The organism is Thauera carbonicopians (genome assembly GCF_025699485.1).
In the GTDB taxonomy this organism is placed as follows: Bacteria; Pseudomonadota; Gammaproteobacteria; order Burkholderiales; family Rhodocyclaceae; genus Thauera.
Genome location: NZ_JANUXN010000002.1, coordinates 145,180 through 164,489, shown reverse-complemented (window position 1 = coordinate 164,489; position 19,310 = coordinate 145,180). Strand labels below are relative to the sequence as shown.

Genomic DNA, 19,310 nt, shown 5'->3' with positions numbered 1-19,310 from the left:
CGCCTGTTTCCTGTAATCTGCCACTGGAATGTGCGGCCTTGCCGACGATACCGATCAACTCTGCAAGCTGTGACGAGAAATGATGAGCGCAATCAACGCCGACCCGAACGAAGTACAGAAATTCAGCGAACTCGCCCACCGCTGGTGGGATCCGGCCTCGGAATTCAAACCCCTGCATGAAATCAATCCGCTGCGCCTGGGCTGGATCGACGGCAAGGCCGGCCTGGCGGGCAAGACGGTGCTCGACGTCGGCTGCGGCGGCGGCATCCTGGCCGAAGGCATGGCCTCACTCGGCGCCAGGGTCACCGGTATCGATCTGTCGGAAAAGGCACTCAGCGTCGCACGCCTGCATCTGTTCGAAAGCGGCCACAGCGTCGACTACCGCCTGATCAGCGCCGAAGCATTCGCCGAAGAGAGCCCTGGCCATTTCGACGTCGTGACCTGCATGGAAATGCTCGAGCACGTGCCGGACCCCGCCAGCACCATCGCCGCCTGCGCCCGCCTGGTCAAGCCCGGCGGCCACGTCTTCTTCTCCACGATCAACCGCAACCCGAAGGCCTACGCCCTGGCGATCGTCGGTGCCGAATACGTACTGAACATGCTGCCGCGCGGTACACACGAGTACGAGAAGTTCATCAAACCCTCGGAACTCAGCCGCTACTGCCGCAATGCCGGCCTGGACATGGAGGAATTGACCGGCATGAGCTACAACCCGCTGACCAGGGTGTACTCGCTGGGTCGCGACACCGACGTAAATTACCTGATGCATACCCGGCGCGGCTGAAGCCGTGCCGGGCCACGGGCCGCCGCGCTCAGGCGGCGGCTCGCCGGCCGCGCAGGGAGCTGAGGAAAGCCGCGCCGATCAGTACTGCGCCGACCAGGCCGGTGATCACTTCCGGGATGTGGACATGGACGCCGATGAACATCACCGCAGCCAGCGCACCGATCGCCCAGAACGCCCCATGCTCCAGGAAGCGGTAGGCATTCAAGGTTTCGCGATAGACCAGCATCAGCGTGAATGAGCGCACGAACATCGCACCCACGCCGAGACCTATCGCGATGATCGGCAGGCTGGTGGTCAGCGCAAAAGCACCGATCACGCCGTCGAAACTGAACGAAGCATCCAGCAGCTCCAGGTACATGAAGCCGGCAAAGCCGGTCTTCGCGGCGACCTTGCCGCCCTCACCCTCCCCGCCACCGAGGATCGCGCCCAGGCCATCGGCGACGATGTAGGTGATCAAGCCCCAGATGCCGGCGACGACGAACTCCACGCGCTTGGTATCGTTGTCCAGCCAGGCCGCGCTGCCGAGGATCGCCAGCAGGGTCAGCAGGATCTGCGCCGCCTCCAGCCGGCCCAGCTTGGTCAGCGGCGCCTCCACCACACTCAGCCAGTGCAGGTCCTTGTTGCTGTCGACGAAGAACTTCAGGAACACCATCGACAGGAAGGCGCCGCCGAAAGCCGCGATCTCGTGATGCGCGGACAGCAGGATGCGCGCGTATTCGGCCTCGTCGAACAGCGCCAGCCGGATCACCTCCACCGGCCCCATGTGCGCCACGATGCCGACGATGGCCAGCGGAAACACGATGCGCATGCCGAACACCGCGATCAGGATGCCCCACAGCAGGAAGCGGCGGCGCCACTTCTCGTCCATGTGCTTGAGCACCGTGGCATTGACCACGGCATTGTCGAAGGACAGCGAAGTCTCGAGGATCGCCAGCACGATGACGATGAAGGCACCGGACCATCCCGCCAGCAGATAGCCGCCGACGATGCCGAGAATGGTCACGATGAAGGACCATTTGAAATACCCGAGATCTTGCATGTCACGCCTGGAGAGAATGAAGACGGCCTGTAAGGACGACCTGTAAGGGCGCCGGTGAGGACGGCCAACGAAGCCCGCCCGAGGGGGCGAATTCTAGCGAAAATCGGTGATATCTGTCTCAGGTCGTGGCCTGCACCAGAGCCTGTACGCGGACCGGATCAGTTCGCCGCTGCCTCGCGCAGCGCCTGCAGGATTCTCTGCCCGGCCCGCCCGTCCGCCTTCAAGCCGAGTTCGGCCTGCACCTGCTTCAGGGCCTCGCGCGTGCGGGCGCCGATCATGCCGTCCGGCTCGCCGATGTCGTGGCCGCGCGCGATCAGCAGTTGCTGCACTTCCCGCCGCTCGGCGCGCGACAGCCCGGCATCGTCGGTCGGCCAGGGCGTGCGGAAGGCGTCTCCGCCGCGCAGGCGGTCCGCCAGGTGGGCAATCGCCAGCGCGTAGCTTTCGGCCGCGTTGTACGAGTAGAGCGCATCGAAATTCCGCGTGACGAGGAATGCCGGCCCGCCGCTGCCGGCAGGCAGCAACAGCCCCGCGGGCGTGGAACCGGCCGGCAAAGCGCCGCCATCGGCCAGCCTGATACCGCGTGCGGCCCAGTCCGCCATCGGCTGCTTGTTGCGCCGCCCTGCAGCCGAGGTGTCGAAACGATCCGGCAACACGACTTCGAAACCCCACGGCAGACCGGCACGCCAGCCTGCCCGCTTGAGGAAGTTGGCCGTGGACGCCAGCGCGTCGGGCACGCTGTCGACCAGGTCACGGCGGCCATCGCCATCGAAATCGACTGCCAGCCGCATGAAGGTCGAGGGCATGAACTGCGTATGGCCGAAGGCGCCGGCCCACGAGCCGGTCAGGCGCTCGGGCGCAACATGGCCTTCCTGGATGATCTTGAGCGTGGTGAAGAATTCACCGCGGAAGAAGGCTTGGCGCCGGCCGAAGCAGGACAGCGTGGACAGCGAGGTCAGCAAGGGGCGGCTGCCGAAATTGCGGCCGAAATTGCTTTCCACACCCCAGACCGCAACCACGGTAGCAGGATCGACGGCATATTGCGCCTCGACGCGGGCAAGCACGTCAGCCCATTGGGCCAGCATTTCTCGCCCGTCGGCGACGCGCTCGGCATCGACCAGACCGGCCATGTAATCCCAGATCGGGGTCACGAATTCCGGCTGGGCGTCGAGAAAACCGACCACGGCCATGTCGGGCACCAGCGCAGCAGTATGGCGGTCGAAGGTCTCCGGCGACACGCCTGCGGACGCCGCTTCGCCGCGCAACGTCTTCATGCAACTAGAAAAATCCGCATCTGACGCGGCTACGGGCAAAGACAAGCCCGCCACGGCAAGCATCGCGAGCATCTGCCTGCATGCCCGGGAGAAACGAAGGGGTCGATGGGACGCGTATCGGGTATTCATGCCCATGATTCTACGCTGCCTCCGCCGCAGGGCATTCATTGCCTGTCGACCGGTACTGCCCTGCCCGGCGCATCCCACACCCCGCGTTCCAGCACCCGGGCGCCCTCGGCGATCAGCCAACTCTGCCCGCCGTAGTGCGGCAGCGGCCGTTGCAGCGCCGTCAGCGCGTCGGCATCACGTGCCGACGCGACGGCAAGTGCAGGGCCGGGAGAGGCCTGTACGGTCCATACCGCAGCACTGTGTTGCCGCTCGGCCAAGGCCGGCCGTGGCGGCAGGCCTGCGTCAGCCAGCAGGCGATCGACGGCCGCGTGCGTGCCGACCAGCAACACGGCATCACCGCCTCCACGCAGAGCCTCCGGGCCGACGGTGCGCACAGGACGTTCGAAGAAACGCCTGGCCAGCCCCTTGCCTGCCTCCACCAACGCCGTATCGCCTTCGTCGGCGATGATCAGCCGGGGTGAATCCGCCAGCATCCACTGACGCAGAATCGGTGGCAGCTGTTCGTCGTCCGGTCGGCGCCACACCCTCAATTCCGGATCCACTCGCACCGTCTGCGGCACCTGGTCCACCGCCAGCTCGAACGTCTGCCGCGACCGCGACAAGCTCACCCAGCGCGTCTGCGCCGCTTGGCCGTTCTCCAGTTGCAGGGGGAGGTGGAGCACATGTGCGGGTCCGCTCTGCTGCAGCTCGACTTTCAACAGCCCGCCTTTTCCCTCCGCTCCGGCAATGAAGCGAGCCTGTTCGATGTTCACTCGCGCGCCACCCGCAAGCCGCAGCCACTGCTGGAAGAAAGCGTCCAGATCGCGCCCCGAGGCCTGTTCGAAAGCCACCTTCAGCTCCGCCCAGCCGGCGATGCGGAAACGATTCCGCTCCCAGAAGCTGCGGATGCCGTGTGCGAACGCCTCTTCGCCGATCAGGTCGCGCAGCATCACGAACACCATCGCCGCCTTGCCGTAGCCCACCGCCGCCGCGGCACCGTGGGTACGCGAACGAAACTCGGCCAGCGGCTGGTGGGCATCGGCAGGCAGGGCGGCGAAATCACGCAGCCAGCCCAGGCGCATCTCACGTGCCGCTGCTGCCGATTGTTCTTCCTTGTAGGCGTAGTCGGCCATGAAGGTGGTCAGGCCTTCCGACCAGTTGCCGCTGCGGTAATCGACCAGCACACCGTTGCCCCACCAGTTGTGCAATACCTCATGGCCGAGCGAGGTGGCGCGGATGAAAGGCAGGCGCAGCACCTGCTCCCCCAGGTAGGTCAGCGTCGGCATGCCGAAGCCGGTCGGCAGCGGAGAAGCGACGATCGAGAACTCGGTGAAGGGGTAAACGCCGATGCTCCTGCCGTAGCGCTCGATATAGCGCGCACTGTCGGCCAGGTAGGCCTCGGCCAGGCCGGCTTCGGCGTCCAGCGCTGCGGGAAAGTATGTGCGCAGCCGCAAGCCTTCCCCATCGTCGCGCACCACGATGCGTTCGCGCACGATCCACGGTCCTGTCATCAGGTCGATGCCGTCCGTCACCCGGGAGAATTCGAAGCGTGCCCGGTAATGCCCTTCTTCGCCGTCCGGCACATGCTCTGCCAGCAGCCGCCCGGGCACGATCACCCGCTGGCCGGCCGGAACACGCACATCGATGCGATAGCCGAACACCTCGGCCGGGCGCGGATACCAGGCGCCCCCTGCCGGCAGATAGCTGCCCGCCGCCGAAGCCATCGGCGGCATGCCTTGCAGCACGTCGCGATGGTCGAGCCCGGCATCGAGCGCCGGCAGGACGCCGCCATAGCGCAGACGCAGCACGCCCCGCTCAGGCAGGCGTATGCGCCAGTCGCGTACCTCACCCCGCCTGCCAAGCGCTTCGACGCGCAGCGCCCGTCCATCCACCGCAGCCGACTCGATGTCCAGGCCGGCATGCAGGGCAAAGCGGAAATCACGCTGCTGCGGCCGCAGCGTTGCGTCGACCAGCAGCTCGCGGCTCGCCGGGTCGAGCTGGACGTCCAGCTCGATCGGCCATTCGGCAGCGGATACCGGGCGGGCAAGGACGACGGCGGCAAGCGCGACCAGGATCGGCACACGCCAGCCCCACAGGCGCGCTGCACGAAACATCGGGATCAGCTCCCGGACGGGAAACGCACGATGAGCTCGAGCGTCTCGTCGGCGCGTATCAGCTTGATCGGCAGCCAGGTTCCGGGAGGCTGGGCCCGGACCAGGCTGGCCAGCGCTGCCGGGCGCTTCAGCGGCGCGCCGGCGGCCTCGACGATCACGTCGCCGGCGCGCAGGCCGGTGCGCGCCGCCAGGCTGCCTTCGCTCACCTGGGCGATCCGCACGCCTTTCTGGTGCTCCTCCAGGCTGACGCCCAGCCGAGGCGGCGGCATGGGCGAACGCGCGGTCTCCTGAATCGCAAATACCGCGTCGGCCAGGCCGGCAACGAGCTCCGTGCACGGCGTGGCCGCCGACATCGGCAACAGCAGACCGACCTCCGCCACGCCGAGATCCTTCAATTGATGCGCCACGCCATGGCCGAAGCGCACATGCCCGCTGCCCATGATGCCGACCATCAGCGGCGGCGGCCCGTCGATGCGCGTTGCCGCACCGCGCGCCGCAGCCAGCGCCTCGGCCATCGCGCGATCCCAGACAAGCTGGGAGTCGATGAAATTGCGGAAGGCCTCATCTTCGCGCGATGCCTTCTTGTCGTCGCCGGCACGCATTCGCGCATGCTGGAGATGCACGTCGAACAGAATGTCGACATAGGCAGCAGAAGGCGCCGCCGCACTGCCGACGCCGCCACGCTCGGCATCCGGCACCCCGCTCCAGCCTGTTCTGGCAACCTTCCGGATCAGGCTCTGGTCGATGTTCAGGGCAAGCATCGGCACCTTGTTGAGGCGGGCAAAATGGAACAGCGGCAGATAGAGCTCGGCCGGCATGCTCCAGACTTCGGTCCATTCGGCCTGCTCAAGAAACTGCGATTCGGACAGCTCCCCCGCCACCCAACGGTCGAGCACCGGCTGCACGCGGCGCGGAAACATCTCGAAGCCGATCTGCAGGTCCGGACGGCGCGCATGCAGGGCTGCGAGGGTCTGCAGCTGCCAGCGGTGATGATCCGCATCGTCGTGCTGCTCGCCGAGCAACACGACATCGCGCCCGGCCATCGCGTCGAGCACGGCCGAGGGCTCGGCCCCCGTTTGCGGTCCATCGCTGTCGACCACGGTCCAGCGCCCCGCTTCGAGGCAGATCGTCCTGTCATCGGCAGCCAGGGTCGTGGCCGATGGCAGCAGGCACGCCAGCGCCAGCAGAACGGAAGGAGCAATGCATGAATGGCGCATGAGGCAAGCCTTTGCAAAGAGGCAATGAGTGCGTAGAGCCTGCTTCCTGCAGCGAGTTCCGGTCAAGCGGCGTGAATGCCGGGACCGAAGCGGTCGACGCAGTCGGTGATCAGACCCTGCAGGCCGAGTTGCAGCAGGCGTTGAACCTCGGCCTCGTCGTTGACGGTGTAGCTCAGCAGAGCCAGGCCTGCCGCACGAACCTGCTCCACGAACGGCGGCGTAACGTGCTCATGCCCCGCCACCAGCGCGACGCAGCCTTGCTCCTGCGCGAGCCGCAGACAGTCGGGGAAAGGGCTGCCGACCAGCAGCGCGCGTGGCAGGGAAGGCGCGCCGGCACGAGCACCTTGCAGTGCCTCGAGCCGGAACGAGCTGAGCAAGGGCGGCAGTCTGCCACGCCACTCGCGCTCAAGCATGCGGGCGACGACACGCCCTGTTTCGTACTCGATGCCCGGTGCCGGCTTCAGTTCGACGTTCAAGGCGCAATCCTCGATCCGGCAGAAGCGGATCAGGGACTGCAGGCCAAGCAGCCGCTCGCCGCGGAACTGCACCGAATGCCAGCCGCCGGCATCGAGCCGCGACAGCTCATCCCAATCGAGTGCTGCCGCCGGCCCATGTCCAGCCGTCGTGCGGTCGAGCGTATCGTCATGGAGCAGAAACGGAATGCCGTCGGCACTCAGGCGGACGTCGCACTCGAACATCCGATAGCCGTGAGCATGCCCCAGGCGAAAGGCCGCCAAAGTGTTTTCCGGCGCCAGCCGGCCTGCGCCGCGATGCGCGATCCAGCGTGGATAAGGCCAATGGGCGGGGTCGATGGCGGCGGTCGGGGGCACGGTCGGCACCGAATGCGGGGAATGTCGTCTCTCAGCCTTCGTCGCCCGTTTCGCTCGCCGCGGGCTTGCGGGTCCTGCGACGGGCAGCGGGCTTCCTGGCCGGCGGCGCAGCGTCGGCTTCGCTGTGCCCCTGTGCGGCGGCGGGCGTATCTGCCGGTTCCGGCAACACGGCCTGCGGCTGGACGGCCTCGGTACCGACCTTCACCTCCTCCTCGGCCGAACGCCCTTCAGCCTTGCGTCCACGCGAACCCGAGCGGCCGCGGGCATTGCCCTGCTTCGCCGGGCGCCTCGCTGCCGGCTCATCCTCTGCGTGGGCACCGTCGCCCTGAACGAGTTCGGCAGGCACGGCTGACACAGGTTCGGCCACCGGCAATTCACTTGCTACCGGCACGGCATCGGCCTGCACCGTGTCCGCGACGGCCTTGGTCCGTCGCCCAGTCGAAGTCCGGCTCCGCCCCGTCTTGCGGGCAGTTGCGCTACGACCGTTTTTCTCCGGCTTGTCCTTGCCTGCGACATCAGCTCCCGACACTTCAGCCACGGCAGCGGATTCAAGCTCGATATCCGCATCCGTCACGAGGGCCGGGCCATCGCTGGACGAAACGACCTCCTCTGCTGCGCCAGCCTGTGCCACAGGGCTCGACCGCTGGACATAGGCGCCCGATTTTTCGTCGCGCCCGACGACCAGCAGGCCGCGCGCCTGGGCTTCTTCGAGCAGGTTGCCGAAAGCGCGGAAGCCGAAATAGCTTTCGTTGAAATCCGGCTTGCGCCGCTTGATGGCCTCCTTCAGCATCGACGCCCAGATCTTGCCGCTGTCGCCACGCTCGGCCATCAGCGCATCGAAAGTCTCCACCGCGATCTCGATCGCCTGGCCGCGACGGTTTTCCAGTTCCTCCCTGCGCCGTTTTTCCTCTTCGGGCGAGCGCTTCGCCGACGGCTGCGCATCGCGCGTGTCGCGCCGTGCCGAGCGCTGGCCGTCACGCACCAGATCGTCGTAAAAGATGAATTCGTCGCAATTGGCGATGAGCAGATCGGAGGTGGACTGTTTGACGCCAACGCCGATCACCTGCTTGGCGTTCTCGCGCAACTTGGACACCAGCGGAGAAAAGTCCGAATCGCCGCTGATGATGACGAAAGTATCGACATGCGACTTGGTGTAGCACAGGTCCAGTGCATCGACGACGAGGCGGATGTCGGCCGAATTCTTGCCCGACTGGCGCACATGAGGGATCTCGATCAACTCGAAATTGGCCTCGTGCATCGCCGACTTGAAGCTCTTGTAGCGATCCCAGTCGCAATAGGCCTTCTTCACCACGATGCTGCCTTTCAGCAGCAGGCGTTCGAGCACGCGCTTGATGTCGAACTTCTCGTAGTTTGCGTCCCGCACGCCAAGCGCCACGTTCTCGAAATCGCAAAAAAGCGCCATGCTGATACTGTCGGCGGTGGACGCCATGATCGTTTCTCCGTGGATATTCGGCGCGATGTTACGGCCAAGCGCCAGGCTGCGCCAGCCATTGCAAGCCGAGGGTGCATGCCTTTGCCACGTCCCGAATCGTGTCTATCATGACGCTTCACTCAACAACCGTGAGAGATTCGTCATGTCCTTCTCCCGCCTCATCGTCGCATGCGCCATCGCCAGCGCCGCCACTGCCGCCACCGCGGCCGAGCAGGCCTCCGCCAGCATCATCAATCGTCAGGGGCAGACCGTGGGCACCGCAACGCTGATCGAAGGGCCGCACGGCGTGCTGATCCACCTCACCGCCCAAGGCCTGCCTCCCGGGCCGAAAGGCATCCACATCCACAGCGTCGGCACCTGCGACGACCCCGATCAGGGCTTCGTCGCCTCCAAAGCCCACCTGAACCCCGACGGCAAGAAGCACGGCCTGATGAATCCGGAAGGTCCCGACGCCGGCGACCTGCCCAACATCTTCGTGCATGCCGACGGCACCGTCGAAGTGGAGCTCTACACCTCGCTCGCCAGCCTCGGCGGCCAGGGCGGGCGGGCGAAGATTCTCGACGACGACGGCGCTGCATTGGTCATCCACGAGAACCGTGACGACCACGCCGCCCAACCCATCGGCGGCGCCGGTGCCCGACTGTTCTGCGGCCTCATCAAGGCAGACTGATTCCGTGCCCTCTCCCGGCAGTGCCCTCGCAACGATCTTGCTGGCCGCACTGCCGGCTGCCTGCAGCTCACCCGCGCAGGACCTGCAGCCGAGAGCCGACGGCGTGGGTCCGCTCACGCTCGGTGCAAATCTGGAAAAGTCCGCCGTGCAGGCGAGGCGGTTCGATCCGGGCGCGCTCCCCGTCGCCCCCGGTTGCGATGGCCGCGACGAGTTCGCCATGCGCATCCGTCCGCTGGACGCCACAGTCATGGCCATGGCCGATGCCAAAGGCCGGATCGAGGAAATCGTCGTTCAGCCCGGCTCGGGCCCCGGGCTGCGCACCGCCGATGGCGACGCCTGCTTTCGCCAGGCAGAGGCATTCGCCAGCAAGTTCAGCAACGAGCTTGGGCACCATGCCACAGGCAGTCAGAGCCAGAAGGCAACCACGATCGAGCACACCCTGAGCTTTCCAGGCGGCCAGCGCATGCAGGCTCGATGGTTCCGCGGCGGCGGAAACTGCGACTTCGCGCTGTACATCACTCGCGGCACGGGCTGATCACACCAGGGCCACCGAACACGCTTCCTCGCTGCAAAAGCAAGACAGGCCGATCAGCTTTCGCTGTCGGCCTGTCTCTAGATTTGGTTGCGGGGGCAGGATTTGAACCTGCGACCTTCGGGTTATGAGCCCGACGAGCTGCCAGACTGCTCCACCCCGCGTCGGAGAAACAGCACTATAAACGGTCGATGCGAAGAATGCAAGTTTTTCTTGTCGCAGGAGCTCGTCTTGGCTCAATTCATCTGCGTTTTCCGAACGAGCCGCGCGCGCATGACGTGTCCAGTGGGTGTTCTTGGTGCCGGCAATAGGAATCGAACCCACGACCTTCTGATTACAAATCAGCTGCTCTACCAACTGAGCTATGCCGGCACTGGGGGCGGATTATAGCGCAAGCACAGGCACGCGGCTGCACGACATGCTTGCCTCGAAATCTGTATGGATATACAGTTAACTTACTGGATAACCATACAGGAGACGATCATGTCCGAAACGATGCTCACTCGCCTGCTGCTCGCTGTCGGCCTGTTGGCCGGCTTGATGCTGGGAACCGGAAACGTCGCCGCAGGCATTGCGCTTGCCGTGCTTGCCGGCGCTGCGACCTGGTTGATCCGTTCGCAGAATCTGTTCCGGCCACACTGCTGACCATGAGGCGCAAATTCGGCAGCCGGGCTTTCAGCGGCCAAACTTGCTTACCAGTTGCTGCAGCTTCTCGGTGCGCCGTTTCTCCGCAGCCTCGGCCTCGCGCTTTTCCTTTTGCTGCCGGGCCACTGCGGCAAAGCGTTCCTTGAGCGTCGTCGATGCATGCGTGCGCTGCTCTTCGGTCACCTCTCCGGCGGGCTGCCCATCGAGATCGAAACGCTGTTGCGAACGCTCGACGGCCTTCAGATAGCGGGTCGAGGCGGTATACATCCGCAATGCGGCACGCAGGCTCTTGCGGTCGATGTCGGGCATGCGCTCGACGATGCTGGCATCGATCCTGAGCGCCAAAGGTTTGCAATCGCGGAAAGCTGGAAACGCCTCTTGCAGGCGTTGCAGCAGGGCGCGCGGCTCGATTCGCTGCCGTGGCGCGGCGTTGCTCTCTGTTGCGGGGGCAGTGGCAGGCACATTGGCCACAGTGCTGTCTTTTTCGGTGCTCATGAAGGACGAGAACTCTTGCAGGCTGGGCGCTATCGATGGGGCCCAAGGATGGTCAAGCTTTGCATTCTACCCGTCCAGCCGCCTTGAAACACGGCAGGGCGCCCATCATGCGAACTGGACAAACCGAGCCCTCGCTACCCAGTCCTCGTCGCAATTGCCCGAAATGGGTATCGTGTCACTCATGGCCGGCTCACCGCAATGAAGCTTGTCCTGCAGCACAATCGACGCAGTCAGTGGAAACGAGCCGCTTTACTCCGCTGGATCATGCACTTCGCCGCCTCAGGCTACCGATATAATCCCGTGCATCGAACCGGCCATCGGCATCCTCCATGAGCGCCCAGCGCAGTCCTTCCGAAGTCGCCCGCGAAACTCTTCGTCAGCTTGCACTGCGCCGTATGACTCCGACTCCGGACAACTACAGCAAGCTCTACCATGAGATTGCCGGTAGCCACGCCAACGACGTCACGGCACCCAAAGACTTCCTGCACAGGCTGTCGTACCGCCTGTCCAGGGATACCCCGGAGCAGCAGAAAGCAGTCCGCAAGTTCGACGAGGCCCTGAATGCGGCTGATCCGAAGATGGCGGAAGAGGCGCTGTGGCACTATCTGGACGGACTGAAAAACGTCGAAGCGCCTGCATGGAATGAGCTCATCGCCGACCTGCTCCGTTCCTGGGAGGATCGCCAGCAAGGCTGGACCATCGCACGTAAACGCGAATCCCTCGATCGTGTCCTGGCCGCATCGGAGTCCACGACACTCTACAACCGCCTGCAGGGCCTGCTGCGTGGCTGGAGCCAGACTCCGCTCGACCTCGCAGCGGCAGACCCGGAGCCAGCGGAAGACATCGCTGCTGTCGCCACAAGCACCAAGTCGACTGCAGTCGTATTATCGGCCGGACACGGCCGCGATCTGATCGAGAGCTTCCGCCAGCTCCTCTCATCGACCCTCCGCGATGTCGTCCCATCCTTCCTGGGCGCGCATCCGGAACTGGCGGATGAGGCTCAGCGGCTTGCCGATGATGTCGCCGTCACACTCGAAGCCGCACAGCTCGAGCAGATAGGCGCCCGCATCCGCCGCCTCGCCCATCGCCTCGAAATGACCACGGCCGATGATGCGGAAATCCGCGGCGGACTCCTCCAATTGCTGCGCTTGCTGCTTCGCAACATCGACGATCTGGTGCTGGACGACACCTGGCTGACGGGCCAGATCGAAATGTTGCGCGAACTCATCGATGCCCCGCTCAACCCCCGCAGCATCGATGACGCCGAGCGCCGCCTCAAGGATCTGATCTACAAGCAGAGCCAATTGAAGCACAACCTCGTCGAAGCCCAGAACCATCTGCGCACGATGCTCGCCGGCTTCGTCGACCAGCTCGCGAGCTTTTCAGAGAGCACCAGCACCTACCACGATCGTATCGGCACCTGCGCCCAACGCATCGCCCAGGCCAGGGACATCAATGCAATCGGGCAGGTGCTGGACGAAGTGATGCGCGAAACCCTCAGCATCCAGGACGAAGCCCGACGCTCGCGCGATGAACTGATTGCAAGCCGCCAGCAGGCGCGTGCGGCCGAAGAACGCATCGCCACGCTGCAGCATGAACTCGACGAAGTCAGCCGCTTGATGCGGCACGACCAATTGACAGGTGTCCTGAACCGCCGCGGGCTGGGCGAGATGTTCGAGGCCGAGGCCGCCCGCGCCCAGCGACGCGGCACGACGCTCGCCCTTGCACTGCTCGACATCGACAACTTCAAGAAACTCAATGACGCCCATGGCCACGAAGTGGGAGACGAAGCCCTCATCCACCTCACCCGCGTCGTGCGGCACCACTTGCGCCCGCAGGATGTGCTGGCGCGTTACGGCGGTGAAGAGTTCGTGATCCTGCTGCCGGAAACAGGCAAGGCCGACGCCTACAACACGCTGACCCGGCTGCAGCGCGAGCTGACCCGCGAGTTTTTCATGACCGACCATCAGAAGATCGTCATCACTTTCAGCGCAGGCGTGACACCGGTGAATGCCGGCGAGTCCATGCAGCCCGCCTTGAGCCGGGCCGACAAGGCCATGTATCAGGCCAAGCAGGCCGGGCGCAACCGCGTCATCGTCGCCGAACCGAGCTGATCCAGAACGGCCTCCTTCGCCCGGCCGGCTTTACGTGAATACGGATGGCGGCAGCGCACCACGATATTTCCCCGGTGCGCCGCCACTCACGAAAGCGGCGCAGGTCAGGCCAGCCCTTCCGCCTTCAGCGCCGCCTGCACGGCCGGCCGCGCTGCGACACGTGCCTGGAACGCCGTCAGATTGGCGAAACGGGACAGATCGAACTGGATGAAGCCCATCCAGCCCAGCACCGTGAACAGATAGGCGTCGGCGACGCTGAAGTCCTCGCCCATCAAATACGCCTTGCCCGCCAGTTCCTTGTCGACGTACCCCAGCCGGCGCTCGAGGTTCGCTTGCGCCGCAGCCCGCCAGGCATCCCCGGAGGCCGGATTGAAGAACGGACTGCAGGACTTGTGTAACTCGGTGCCGATGAAGGTCAGCCACGACTGCAACTGATAGCGCGCCAGGCTGCCGTTGGCGGGCGCCAGCTTCTTCTCGGGCGCAAGGTCGGCCAGGTACTGCACGATCGCCGGCCCCTCGGTCAGCATTTCACCGCCGTCCAGTACCAGTGCAGGCACATAGCCCTTGGGATTGATCCGGGTGAAGTCGGCACCGCCCGCCGTCACCTTGGTCTGGAGATCGACGGCTTCCGTCTCATACGGCAGACCGAGTTCTTCGAGAACGATGTGCGGCGACAGCGAGCAGGCGCCCGGCTTGTAGTAAAGCTTCATGGCAAGCACTCCGTGGGGTGGGAAAAGCGCAGTATGCCGCAGGCTTGCGACACTGCCCACTCGTGGCCGCCATCGGCAACTCCGATTGGACCTTAGCATAAGTTTTTGCTTATATTTATGCTTTCGAATCCTCCCCGGCCCGCTTCCCTCATGCGCTCTCATCCGCTTGATATTCTGCTCTCCGCATCCCTCGCCGGTGCCACTGCGGCACGGTAAAGCAGCACCGACATCCGAGGATCCTCGACATGCAACGCGCCAGAATCCAGTCCTTTTTCGACCCGGCCACCTTCACCGTGACCCACGTCGTTTCCGACCCGGCCACGCACCGGGCCGCAATCATCGACAGCGTGCTGGACTACGATCCCAAGTCCGGCCGTACCTCGCATGCTTCCGCCGACGCGGTGGTCGCCCACGTGCGCCAGGCCGGGCTGACGGTCGACTGGCTGCTGGAGACCCATGCCCACGCCGATCATCTGTCGGCCGCCCCCTACCTGAAGCAGCAACTAGGCGGCCGCATCGGCATCGGCGGCCACATTCGCCAGGTGCAGGGTGTGTTCAAGGCCGTCTTCAACGCCAAGGACATGAACACCGACGGCACTGAATTCGACTACCTGTTCGAGGATGGCGAGCATTTCCATATCGGCAGCCTCGACGCCGCGGTGATGCATACGCCCGGACACACCCCCGCCTGTCTGACCTACATCGTCGGCGAGGACGCCTTCGTCGGCGACACCTTGTTCATGCCCGACTACGGCACCGCACGCTGCGACTTCCCGGGCGGCGATGCGGCCACGCTGTTCCGCTCGATCCGCAAGGTGCTGGCGCTGCCGCCCGAGACATGCCTGCACCTGTGCCACGACTACCCGCCCGAAGGCCGCGCACCTGCCTGGGAAACGACGGTCGCCGAACAGCGCGACAGCAACATCCACGTCCATGACGGCGTTACCGAAGCGGAATTCGTCGCCATGCGCAGCGCCCGCGACCGGACCCTCGCCATGCCGAAGCTGATCCTGCCGTCCATCCAGGTCAACGTGCGCGCCGGCAATCTTCCGCCCGCCGAGGACAACGGCGTGCGCTACCTCAAGATTCCGCTCGACCTGCTGTGAGCATGCCACCGACCCCCGTCCCCACCTCCGCGCGAAGCCCATCCTTCGCCCGCCGCTGGGCCGAGTACCGCCGCGCGGCGCTGACGGACGACCTGCTCGCCGCCGTCATCGTCACCATCCTGCTGGTTCCGCAGAGCCTGGCCTATGCCATTCTCGCCGGCCTGCCCCCCGTGGTAGGCGTGATGGCCAGCCTGCTGCCGGCCCTGGCGTATGCCGCTTTCGGCTCCAGCACGACCCTCGCCGTGGGGCCGGTGGCGGTGATCGCGATGATGACCGCCCAGTCCATCGGCGGCGTGGCCATCGACCACGGCATCACGCCCCATCTCGCAGCGCTGGTGCTGTCGCTGGAGATCGCCGCGATCTGCCTGATCGCCGCCCTGCTCCGGCTGGAAACCCTGGCCGCCCTGCTCGGCGCCCCGGTGCTGCACGGCTTCGTCACCGGCGCTTCGCTGCTGATCGCCCTGGGCCAGTTTCCCACCTTGCTGGGCATACCGGTCAATGGCAGCACGGCCATCGAACTGGGCAGCGCCCTCGCGGCCAGCGACCGGGTACTGCCCCATTTCGCCACCGCCGCCATCGGCCTGCCGGCGCTGCTGGCGCTGTGGGGCCTGCGCCGCTACGGCAGCCGCATGCTGCAGCGCCTGGGCCTCGAGCCACGCACCGCACAGTTGCTGGCCCGCGCCGCGCCCATCCTGATCGTGGCCGCAGCCATCGCCTGGATCGTCGGCTTTCCCGGGCTGAATCAGGGCGTCGCCCTGTCGGGCCGGATCAGCCTCGGCGACGGCCTCGTCTTCCCGTGGATATGGGAGGCCCCGCTGGCGGTCTGGCTCGATCTGCTCGCCCCCGCGACGGTGCTGGCGCTGGTCGCCTACGTCGAAAGCCTGGCCGTGGCAGAAGCGCTCGCCGCACGCCGCGGTGAAAAGATCTCGCCACGCCGCGAACTCTTCGGCCTCGCCGCCGCCAACGCCGCTGCCGCTGCCTCGGGCGGCATGCCTGTCACCGGCGGTTTCTCGCGCAGCATCGTCAACTTCGACGCCAACGCCCGCACGCACATGGCAGGCGTGTGGACCGCCATCCTGCTTGCGCTCGCCATCGTCCTGATCGGCGACATGCTGCAGTACCTGCCGCGTGCGGTGCTGGCAGCCACCATCATCATTGCCGTGCTATCGATGATCGATCTCGCTCCCTTCCTGCTGGCATGGCGCTATTCCCGCACCGAATTCACGCTGATGGCAATGGTGACGGCGCTGACACTGTTCGTCGGCATCGAAGAGGCCTTGCTGATCGGCGTGATCTCCTCGATCGGTCTGCTGCTGCAACGCACCGCCCGCCCACACTGGACGGAAGTGGGACGGCTCGCCGGCACCACGATATTCCGCAACGTGAATCGCTTCGAGGTCGAGACGCTGCCGCAGGTGTTGTCGGTCCGGGTCGATGAGAGCCTGCTCTTCACCAATTCACGCTGGATTTCGGAAACGCTCACGTCCGCGCTGCGCCAGCGCCCACAGCTTCGGCACGTCGTGCTGATGATGAGCGGCGTCAACGGCATCGACCTCACCGGGCTCGAAGTGCTGATGCAGCTCGACCGCGAACTGCGCGCCAAGGGCATCCAGCTTCACCTCTCCGAGTTGAAGGGCCCGTTGCGCGACGCCCTGGACCGGACCGAAGCCTCCGATTGGCTGTCAGGGCAGATCTTCATGACCCAGGACGCAGCCTTCAACACCCTCACCGCTGAAATCGCCCAGCAAGACGCCGACAAGAACGAATCTTGAGCCTGGCAATACTTTGTGACACAAGTCACACAACCATGACCGGATCGCGGATATGTGAGCAAACACTAATATGATTGATCGGACACAGGCATGAACAGCGCTGTTTGCGCCGAACCATGCCAGCCGGGGGAGAAGGAATGTCCGACAAATCCGAAGCATGTCCATTCGCAGCGCCAGCCAACGGCCGCCGCCGTTTCCTGCTCGGTGCAGCGGCGCTGCCGGCCATTGCCGGCGCCGGCCTGACGCTCGCCGGCGCGCCTGCGCACGCCGCCCTGAAGACTTCGGCGCACATCGTCATCGCCGGCAGCGGCCTGGGCGGCCTGGCCATCGCCGCGCGCCTGTCGCGCGGACTGGACGGCGCGAAGATCACCGTCATCGACCGCAAGGAAATCCACAACTACCAGCCGGGCTACACCCTGGTGGCCACCGGCATCTGGCCGGTCGACAAGGTCAGCGACCGCAACGTCGACCTGATACCGGCCGGCGTCGAGTGGGTGCGCGAGATGGTCGCGGAGTTCGACCCGGTCGCCAATACCGTCGTCACCGACAGCGGGCGGCGCATCGAATACGACTTTCTGGTCGTGGCCACCGGCCTGCATCTCGACTACGCGCAGATCGAAGGCATGGACGTCGCCGCCATCGGCAGCAACGGCCTCGGCAGCGTCTATCCCGGCCCCGCCGCCGCCGAAGCGACCTGGCATGCGATGGACAGCTTCCGCCGGAAAGGCGGCTCGGCGCTGATGACCCTGCCCGCCACCCCACTGAAATGCGCCGGTGCGCCGCTGAAGATGACTTTCATGGTCGCCGACCGGCTCAAGCAGGCCGGCACCCGCGACGCATCGAACATCGCCTTCCATTCCGCGCTGGACAACATCTTCAGCGTGCCCCGCATCAACGACGAAGTACTGCGCCGCTGGGCCGCACTGGACATCCCCGTCACCTTCAACAGCAAGCTGGTCGCGATCGACATCGGCGCCCGCCGCGCCACCGTCGCCAGCCCCGAGGGCGAACGCAGCGACATCGGCTACGACTTCATCCACGTCGTGCCGCCGATGCGCGCACCGGACGCGGTCATGAACAGTCCCCTGCCCTGGCAGCAAGGCGGCTTCGCCGCAGGCGGCTGGCTCGAAGTCGATCCCGGGACCCTGCGCCACCGCCGCTTCGCCAATGTCTTCGGCCTGGGCGACATCAACGGCACCGGCAAGGGCAAGACCGCCGCCACGATCAAGAAGAGCGCGCCGCTCGTCGCGCAGAACCTGATCGACGTCATCGCCGGCCGCGAACCCTCGCAGCACTTCGACGGCTACACCTCCTGCCCGCTGCTGATCCGCGAAGGCTCGGCGCTGCTGGTCGAGTTCGACTACGACAACAAGCTGACGCCCTCGCTGCCGATGATCGATCCGCTGCAGGACAGCTATTTCGCCTGGATCATGAAGTACCGCCTGCTCAAGCCCGCCTACATGGCGGTGCTCAAGGGCCGCGTCTGAGGAGGAAAACGGCATGTACGAAATCTGGCTGACCCTCAACATCCTGTTCGAACTCGGCCTGCAATACCTGCCGGAGGTCATCGCTACCGTGCTGCTGTGGGCGATGCTGATGCTGTTCGCCGCCACCCGGCCCGGCGTGGGCTGGCGGCAAGGCCTCGTCCCCGCCATCGCGGTCGGCGTCATCGTCACCGCGATCAGCTTCTTCATCACCCCGGGCATGACCAAATCGTCCTTCGCCAACATGGGCTACTGGGTCGACTGGATGAACCTGTTCTTCTACGCCGCCGCCTTCGGCGCAGTTGCCGCCGCACTGGCCTGGCCGATCGCGGCCAGCATGTATCGGACTGCCTGAAGCCCGCCAACCCACTCACAGGAACCACTGCCGCCATGAAACGCCTTCTGATCGCAGCCGCCCTCGGCCTCGCCAGCCTGTCCGCGCAGGCAGCCGACATCGCCATTTCGGCCGAGGAAACCTACGCCAGGATCCGGAACGCCGAACCGGACGTGCTGTTCGTCGATGTCCGCGATCCGGTCGAGATCATGTTCGTCGGCTTCACCGACGCCGTGCATGTCAACATTCCCTTCATCCTGGTCGACCGCAGCCAGTGGAATGCCGAACGCGGCGTCTTCCGCCTGTACCAGAACCCGGATTTCGCCGCGCAGATCAAGGCCGAACTGGACAAGCGCGGCATGGGCACCGACGCCGAAATCATCACCATGTGCCGCTCGGGCAGCGAGCGCGGCGAACCCAGCGCCAGCTTCCTGCGCGCCAACGGCTTCCCCAACGCCCGCTACGTGGTCAACGGCTTTCAGGGCGCGGCGATCAAGGACGGCCCACAGGCCGGCTTCCGGCTGATGAACGGCTGGCAGAACAGCGGACTGCCGTGGTCGCCGAAGATGAATGCCGACAAGGTCTACCGCATCGATCAGCGCTGACCGCCACAGCCGCGCGTCGCAACTGGA

At 65.4% G+C, this 19,310-nt stretch carries 18 protein-coding genes and 2 tRNA genes; 10 read left to right on the top strand and 10 right to left on the bottom strand.

From position 1 onward, the window contains the following. Window positions 1-82: 82 nt before the first annotated feature. Window positions 83-784 carry a bifunctional 2-polyprenyl-6-hydroxyphenol methylase/3-demethylubiquinol 3-O-methyltransferase UbiG gene (gene ubiG / locus NX068_RS03290; protein ID WP_263459872.1) on the top strand — a complete coding sequence of 234 codons (702 nt, stop codon included), beginning with the start codon at window positions 83-85 and terminating at the stop codon, window positions 782-784. Window positions 785-812: 28 nt separating this feature from the next. On the opposite strand, the gene NX068_RS03285 is transcribed toward ubiG, so the two are convergent. The 6 genes from NX068_RS03285 to NX068_RS03260 all read right to left on the bottom strand — a co-directional run bounded on the left by NX068_RS03285 (window position 813) and on the right by NX068_RS03260 (window position 8,813). Next, window positions 813-1,823: a DUF475 domain-containing protein gene (locus tag NX068_RS03285; protein WP_263459871.1), complete on the bottom strand. Its 1,011-nt coding sequence runs from the start codon at window positions 1,821-1,823 to the stop codon at window positions 813-815. Between the two features lie 158 nt (window positions 1,824-1,981). Further along, on the bottom strand, window positions 1,982-3,157 hold the full coding sequence (locus tag NX068_RS03280) for a lytic murein transglycosylase (protein ID WP_442806684.1): 1,176 nt from the start codon (window positions 3,155-3,157) through the stop codon (window positions 1,982-1,984). Between the two features lie 101 nt (window positions 3,158-3,258). After that, window positions 3,259-5,316 carry a M1 family metallopeptidase gene (locus NX068_RS03275; RefSeq protein ID WP_263459869.1) on the bottom strand — a complete coding sequence of 686 codons (2,058 nt, stop codon included), beginning with the start codon at window positions 5,314-5,316 and terminating at the stop codon, window positions 3,259-3,261. A 5-nt stretch (window positions 5,317-5,321) separates the two neighbouring features. After that, entirely contained in the window at window positions 5,322-6,533 is a 1,212-nt protein-coding gene (locus NX068_RS03270; RefSeq protein WP_263459868.1) for a ChaN family lipoprotein, read from the bottom strand. Between the two features lie 62 nt (window positions 6,534-6,595). Further along, a complete protein-coding gene (gene ugpQ / locus NX068_RS03265; protein ID WP_263459867.1) occupies window positions 6,596-7,363 on the bottom strand; it encodes a glycerophosphodiester phosphodiesterase in 768 nt (255 codons plus the stop codon). Between the two features lie 31 nt (window positions 7,364-7,394). Then, entirely contained in the window at window positions 7,395-8,813 is a 1,419-nt protein-coding gene (locus NX068_RS03260; RefSeq protein WP_263459866.1) for an NYN domain-containing protein, read from the bottom strand. Between the two features lie 145 nt (window positions 8,814-8,958). Between NX068_RS03260 and NX068_RS03255 the strand changes: the two genes are divergently transcribed. Together NX068_RS03255 and NX068_RS03250 are read left to right on the top strand one after the other, a co-directional pair. Next, complete coding sequence (locus NX068_RS03255) at window positions 8,959-9,486, top strand: superoxide dismutase family protein (RefSeq protein ID WP_263459865.1); 528 nt, start codon at window positions 8,959-8,961, stop codon at window positions 9,484-9,486. Window positions 9,487-9,523: 37 nt separating this feature from the next. After that, entirely contained in the window at window positions 9,524-10,021 is a 498-nt protein-coding gene (locus NX068_RS03250; protein WP_263459864.1) for a hypothetical protein, read from the top strand. An 84-nt stretch (window positions 10,022-10,105) separates the two neighbouring features. On the opposite strand, the gene NX068_RS03245 is transcribed toward NX068_RS03250, so the two are convergent. After that, window positions 10,106-10,182: transfer RNA gene (locus tag NX068_RS03245), tRNA-Met, on the bottom strand. 132 nt (window positions 10,183-10,314) lie between these two features. Then, window positions 10,315-10,390 (bottom strand) — tRNA-Thr (locus NX068_RS03240). A 111-nt stretch (window positions 10,391-10,501) separates the two neighbouring features. On the opposite strand from NX068_RS03240, the gene NX068_RS03235 reads away from it, so the two are divergent. Next, complete coding sequence (locus tag NX068_RS03235) at window positions 10,502-10,663, top strand: hypothetical protein (RefSeq protein ID WP_263459863.1); 162 nt, start codon at window positions 10,502-10,504, stop codon at window positions 10,661-10,663. Window positions 10,664-10,693: 30 nt separating this feature from the next. Here the strand turns inward: NX068_RS03235 and NX068_RS03230 are convergent, their stop codons facing one another. Further along, window positions 10,694-11,158, bottom strand: a complete 465-nt coding sequence (locus tag NX068_RS03230; protein ID WP_263459862.1) for a ProQ/FINO family protein — start codon at window positions 11,156-11,158, stop codon at window positions 10,694-10,696. A 329-nt stretch (window positions 11,159-11,487) separates the two neighbouring features. Between NX068_RS03230 and NX068_RS03225 the strand changes: the two genes are divergently transcribed. Beyond that, window positions 11,488-13,272 carry a GGDEF domain-containing protein gene (locus NX068_RS03225; protein ID WP_263459861.1) on the top strand — a complete coding sequence of 595 codons (1,785 nt, stop codon included), beginning with the start codon at window positions 11,488-11,490 and terminating at the stop codon, window positions 13,270-13,272. Between the two features lie 104 nt (window positions 13,273-13,376). On the opposite strand, the gene gstA is transcribed toward NX068_RS03225, so the two are convergent. Then, window positions 13,377-13,982: a glutathione transferase GstA gene (gene gstA, locus NX068_RS03220; protein ID WP_263459860.1), complete on the bottom strand. Its 606-nt coding sequence runs from the start codon at window positions 13,980-13,982 to the stop codon at window positions 13,377-13,379. A 245-nt stretch (window positions 13,983-14,227) separates the two neighbouring features. On the opposite strand from gstA, the gene NX068_RS03215 reads away from it, so the two are divergent. The 5 genes from NX068_RS03215 (at window position 14,228) to NX068_RS03195 (ending at window position 19,283) form a co-directional block, all read left to right on the top strand. Continuing rightward, entirely contained in the window at window positions 14,228-15,088 is an 861-nt protein-coding gene (locus tag NX068_RS03215; protein WP_263459859.1) for an MBL fold metallo-hydrolase, read from the top strand. Between the two features lie 2 nt (window positions 15,089-15,090). Beyond that, window positions 15,091-16,860, top strand: a complete 1,770-nt coding sequence (locus tag NX068_RS03210) for a SulP family inorganic anion transporter (RefSeq protein ID WP_263459858.1) — start codon at window positions 15,091-15,093, stop codon at window positions 16,858-16,860. Between the two features lie 137 nt (window positions 16,861-16,997). Beyond that, on the top strand, window positions 16,998-18,347 hold the full coding sequence (locus NX068_RS03205; RefSeq protein WP_263459857.1) for an NAD(P)/FAD-dependent oxidoreductase: 1,350 nt from the start codon (window positions 16,998-17,000) through the stop codon (window positions 18,345-18,347). Between the two features lie 13 nt (window positions 18,348-18,360). Further along, entirely contained in the window at window positions 18,361-18,699 is a 339-nt protein-coding gene (locus tag NX068_RS03200) for a hypothetical protein (protein ID WP_263459856.1), read from the top strand. Between the two features lie 35 nt (window positions 18,700-18,734). Beyond that, a complete protein-coding gene (locus tag NX068_RS03195; protein ID WP_263459855.1) occupies window positions 18,735-19,283 on the top strand; it encodes a rhodanese-like domain-containing protein in 549 nt (182 codons plus the stop codon). Window positions 19,284-19,310: the final 27 nt, after the last annotated feature.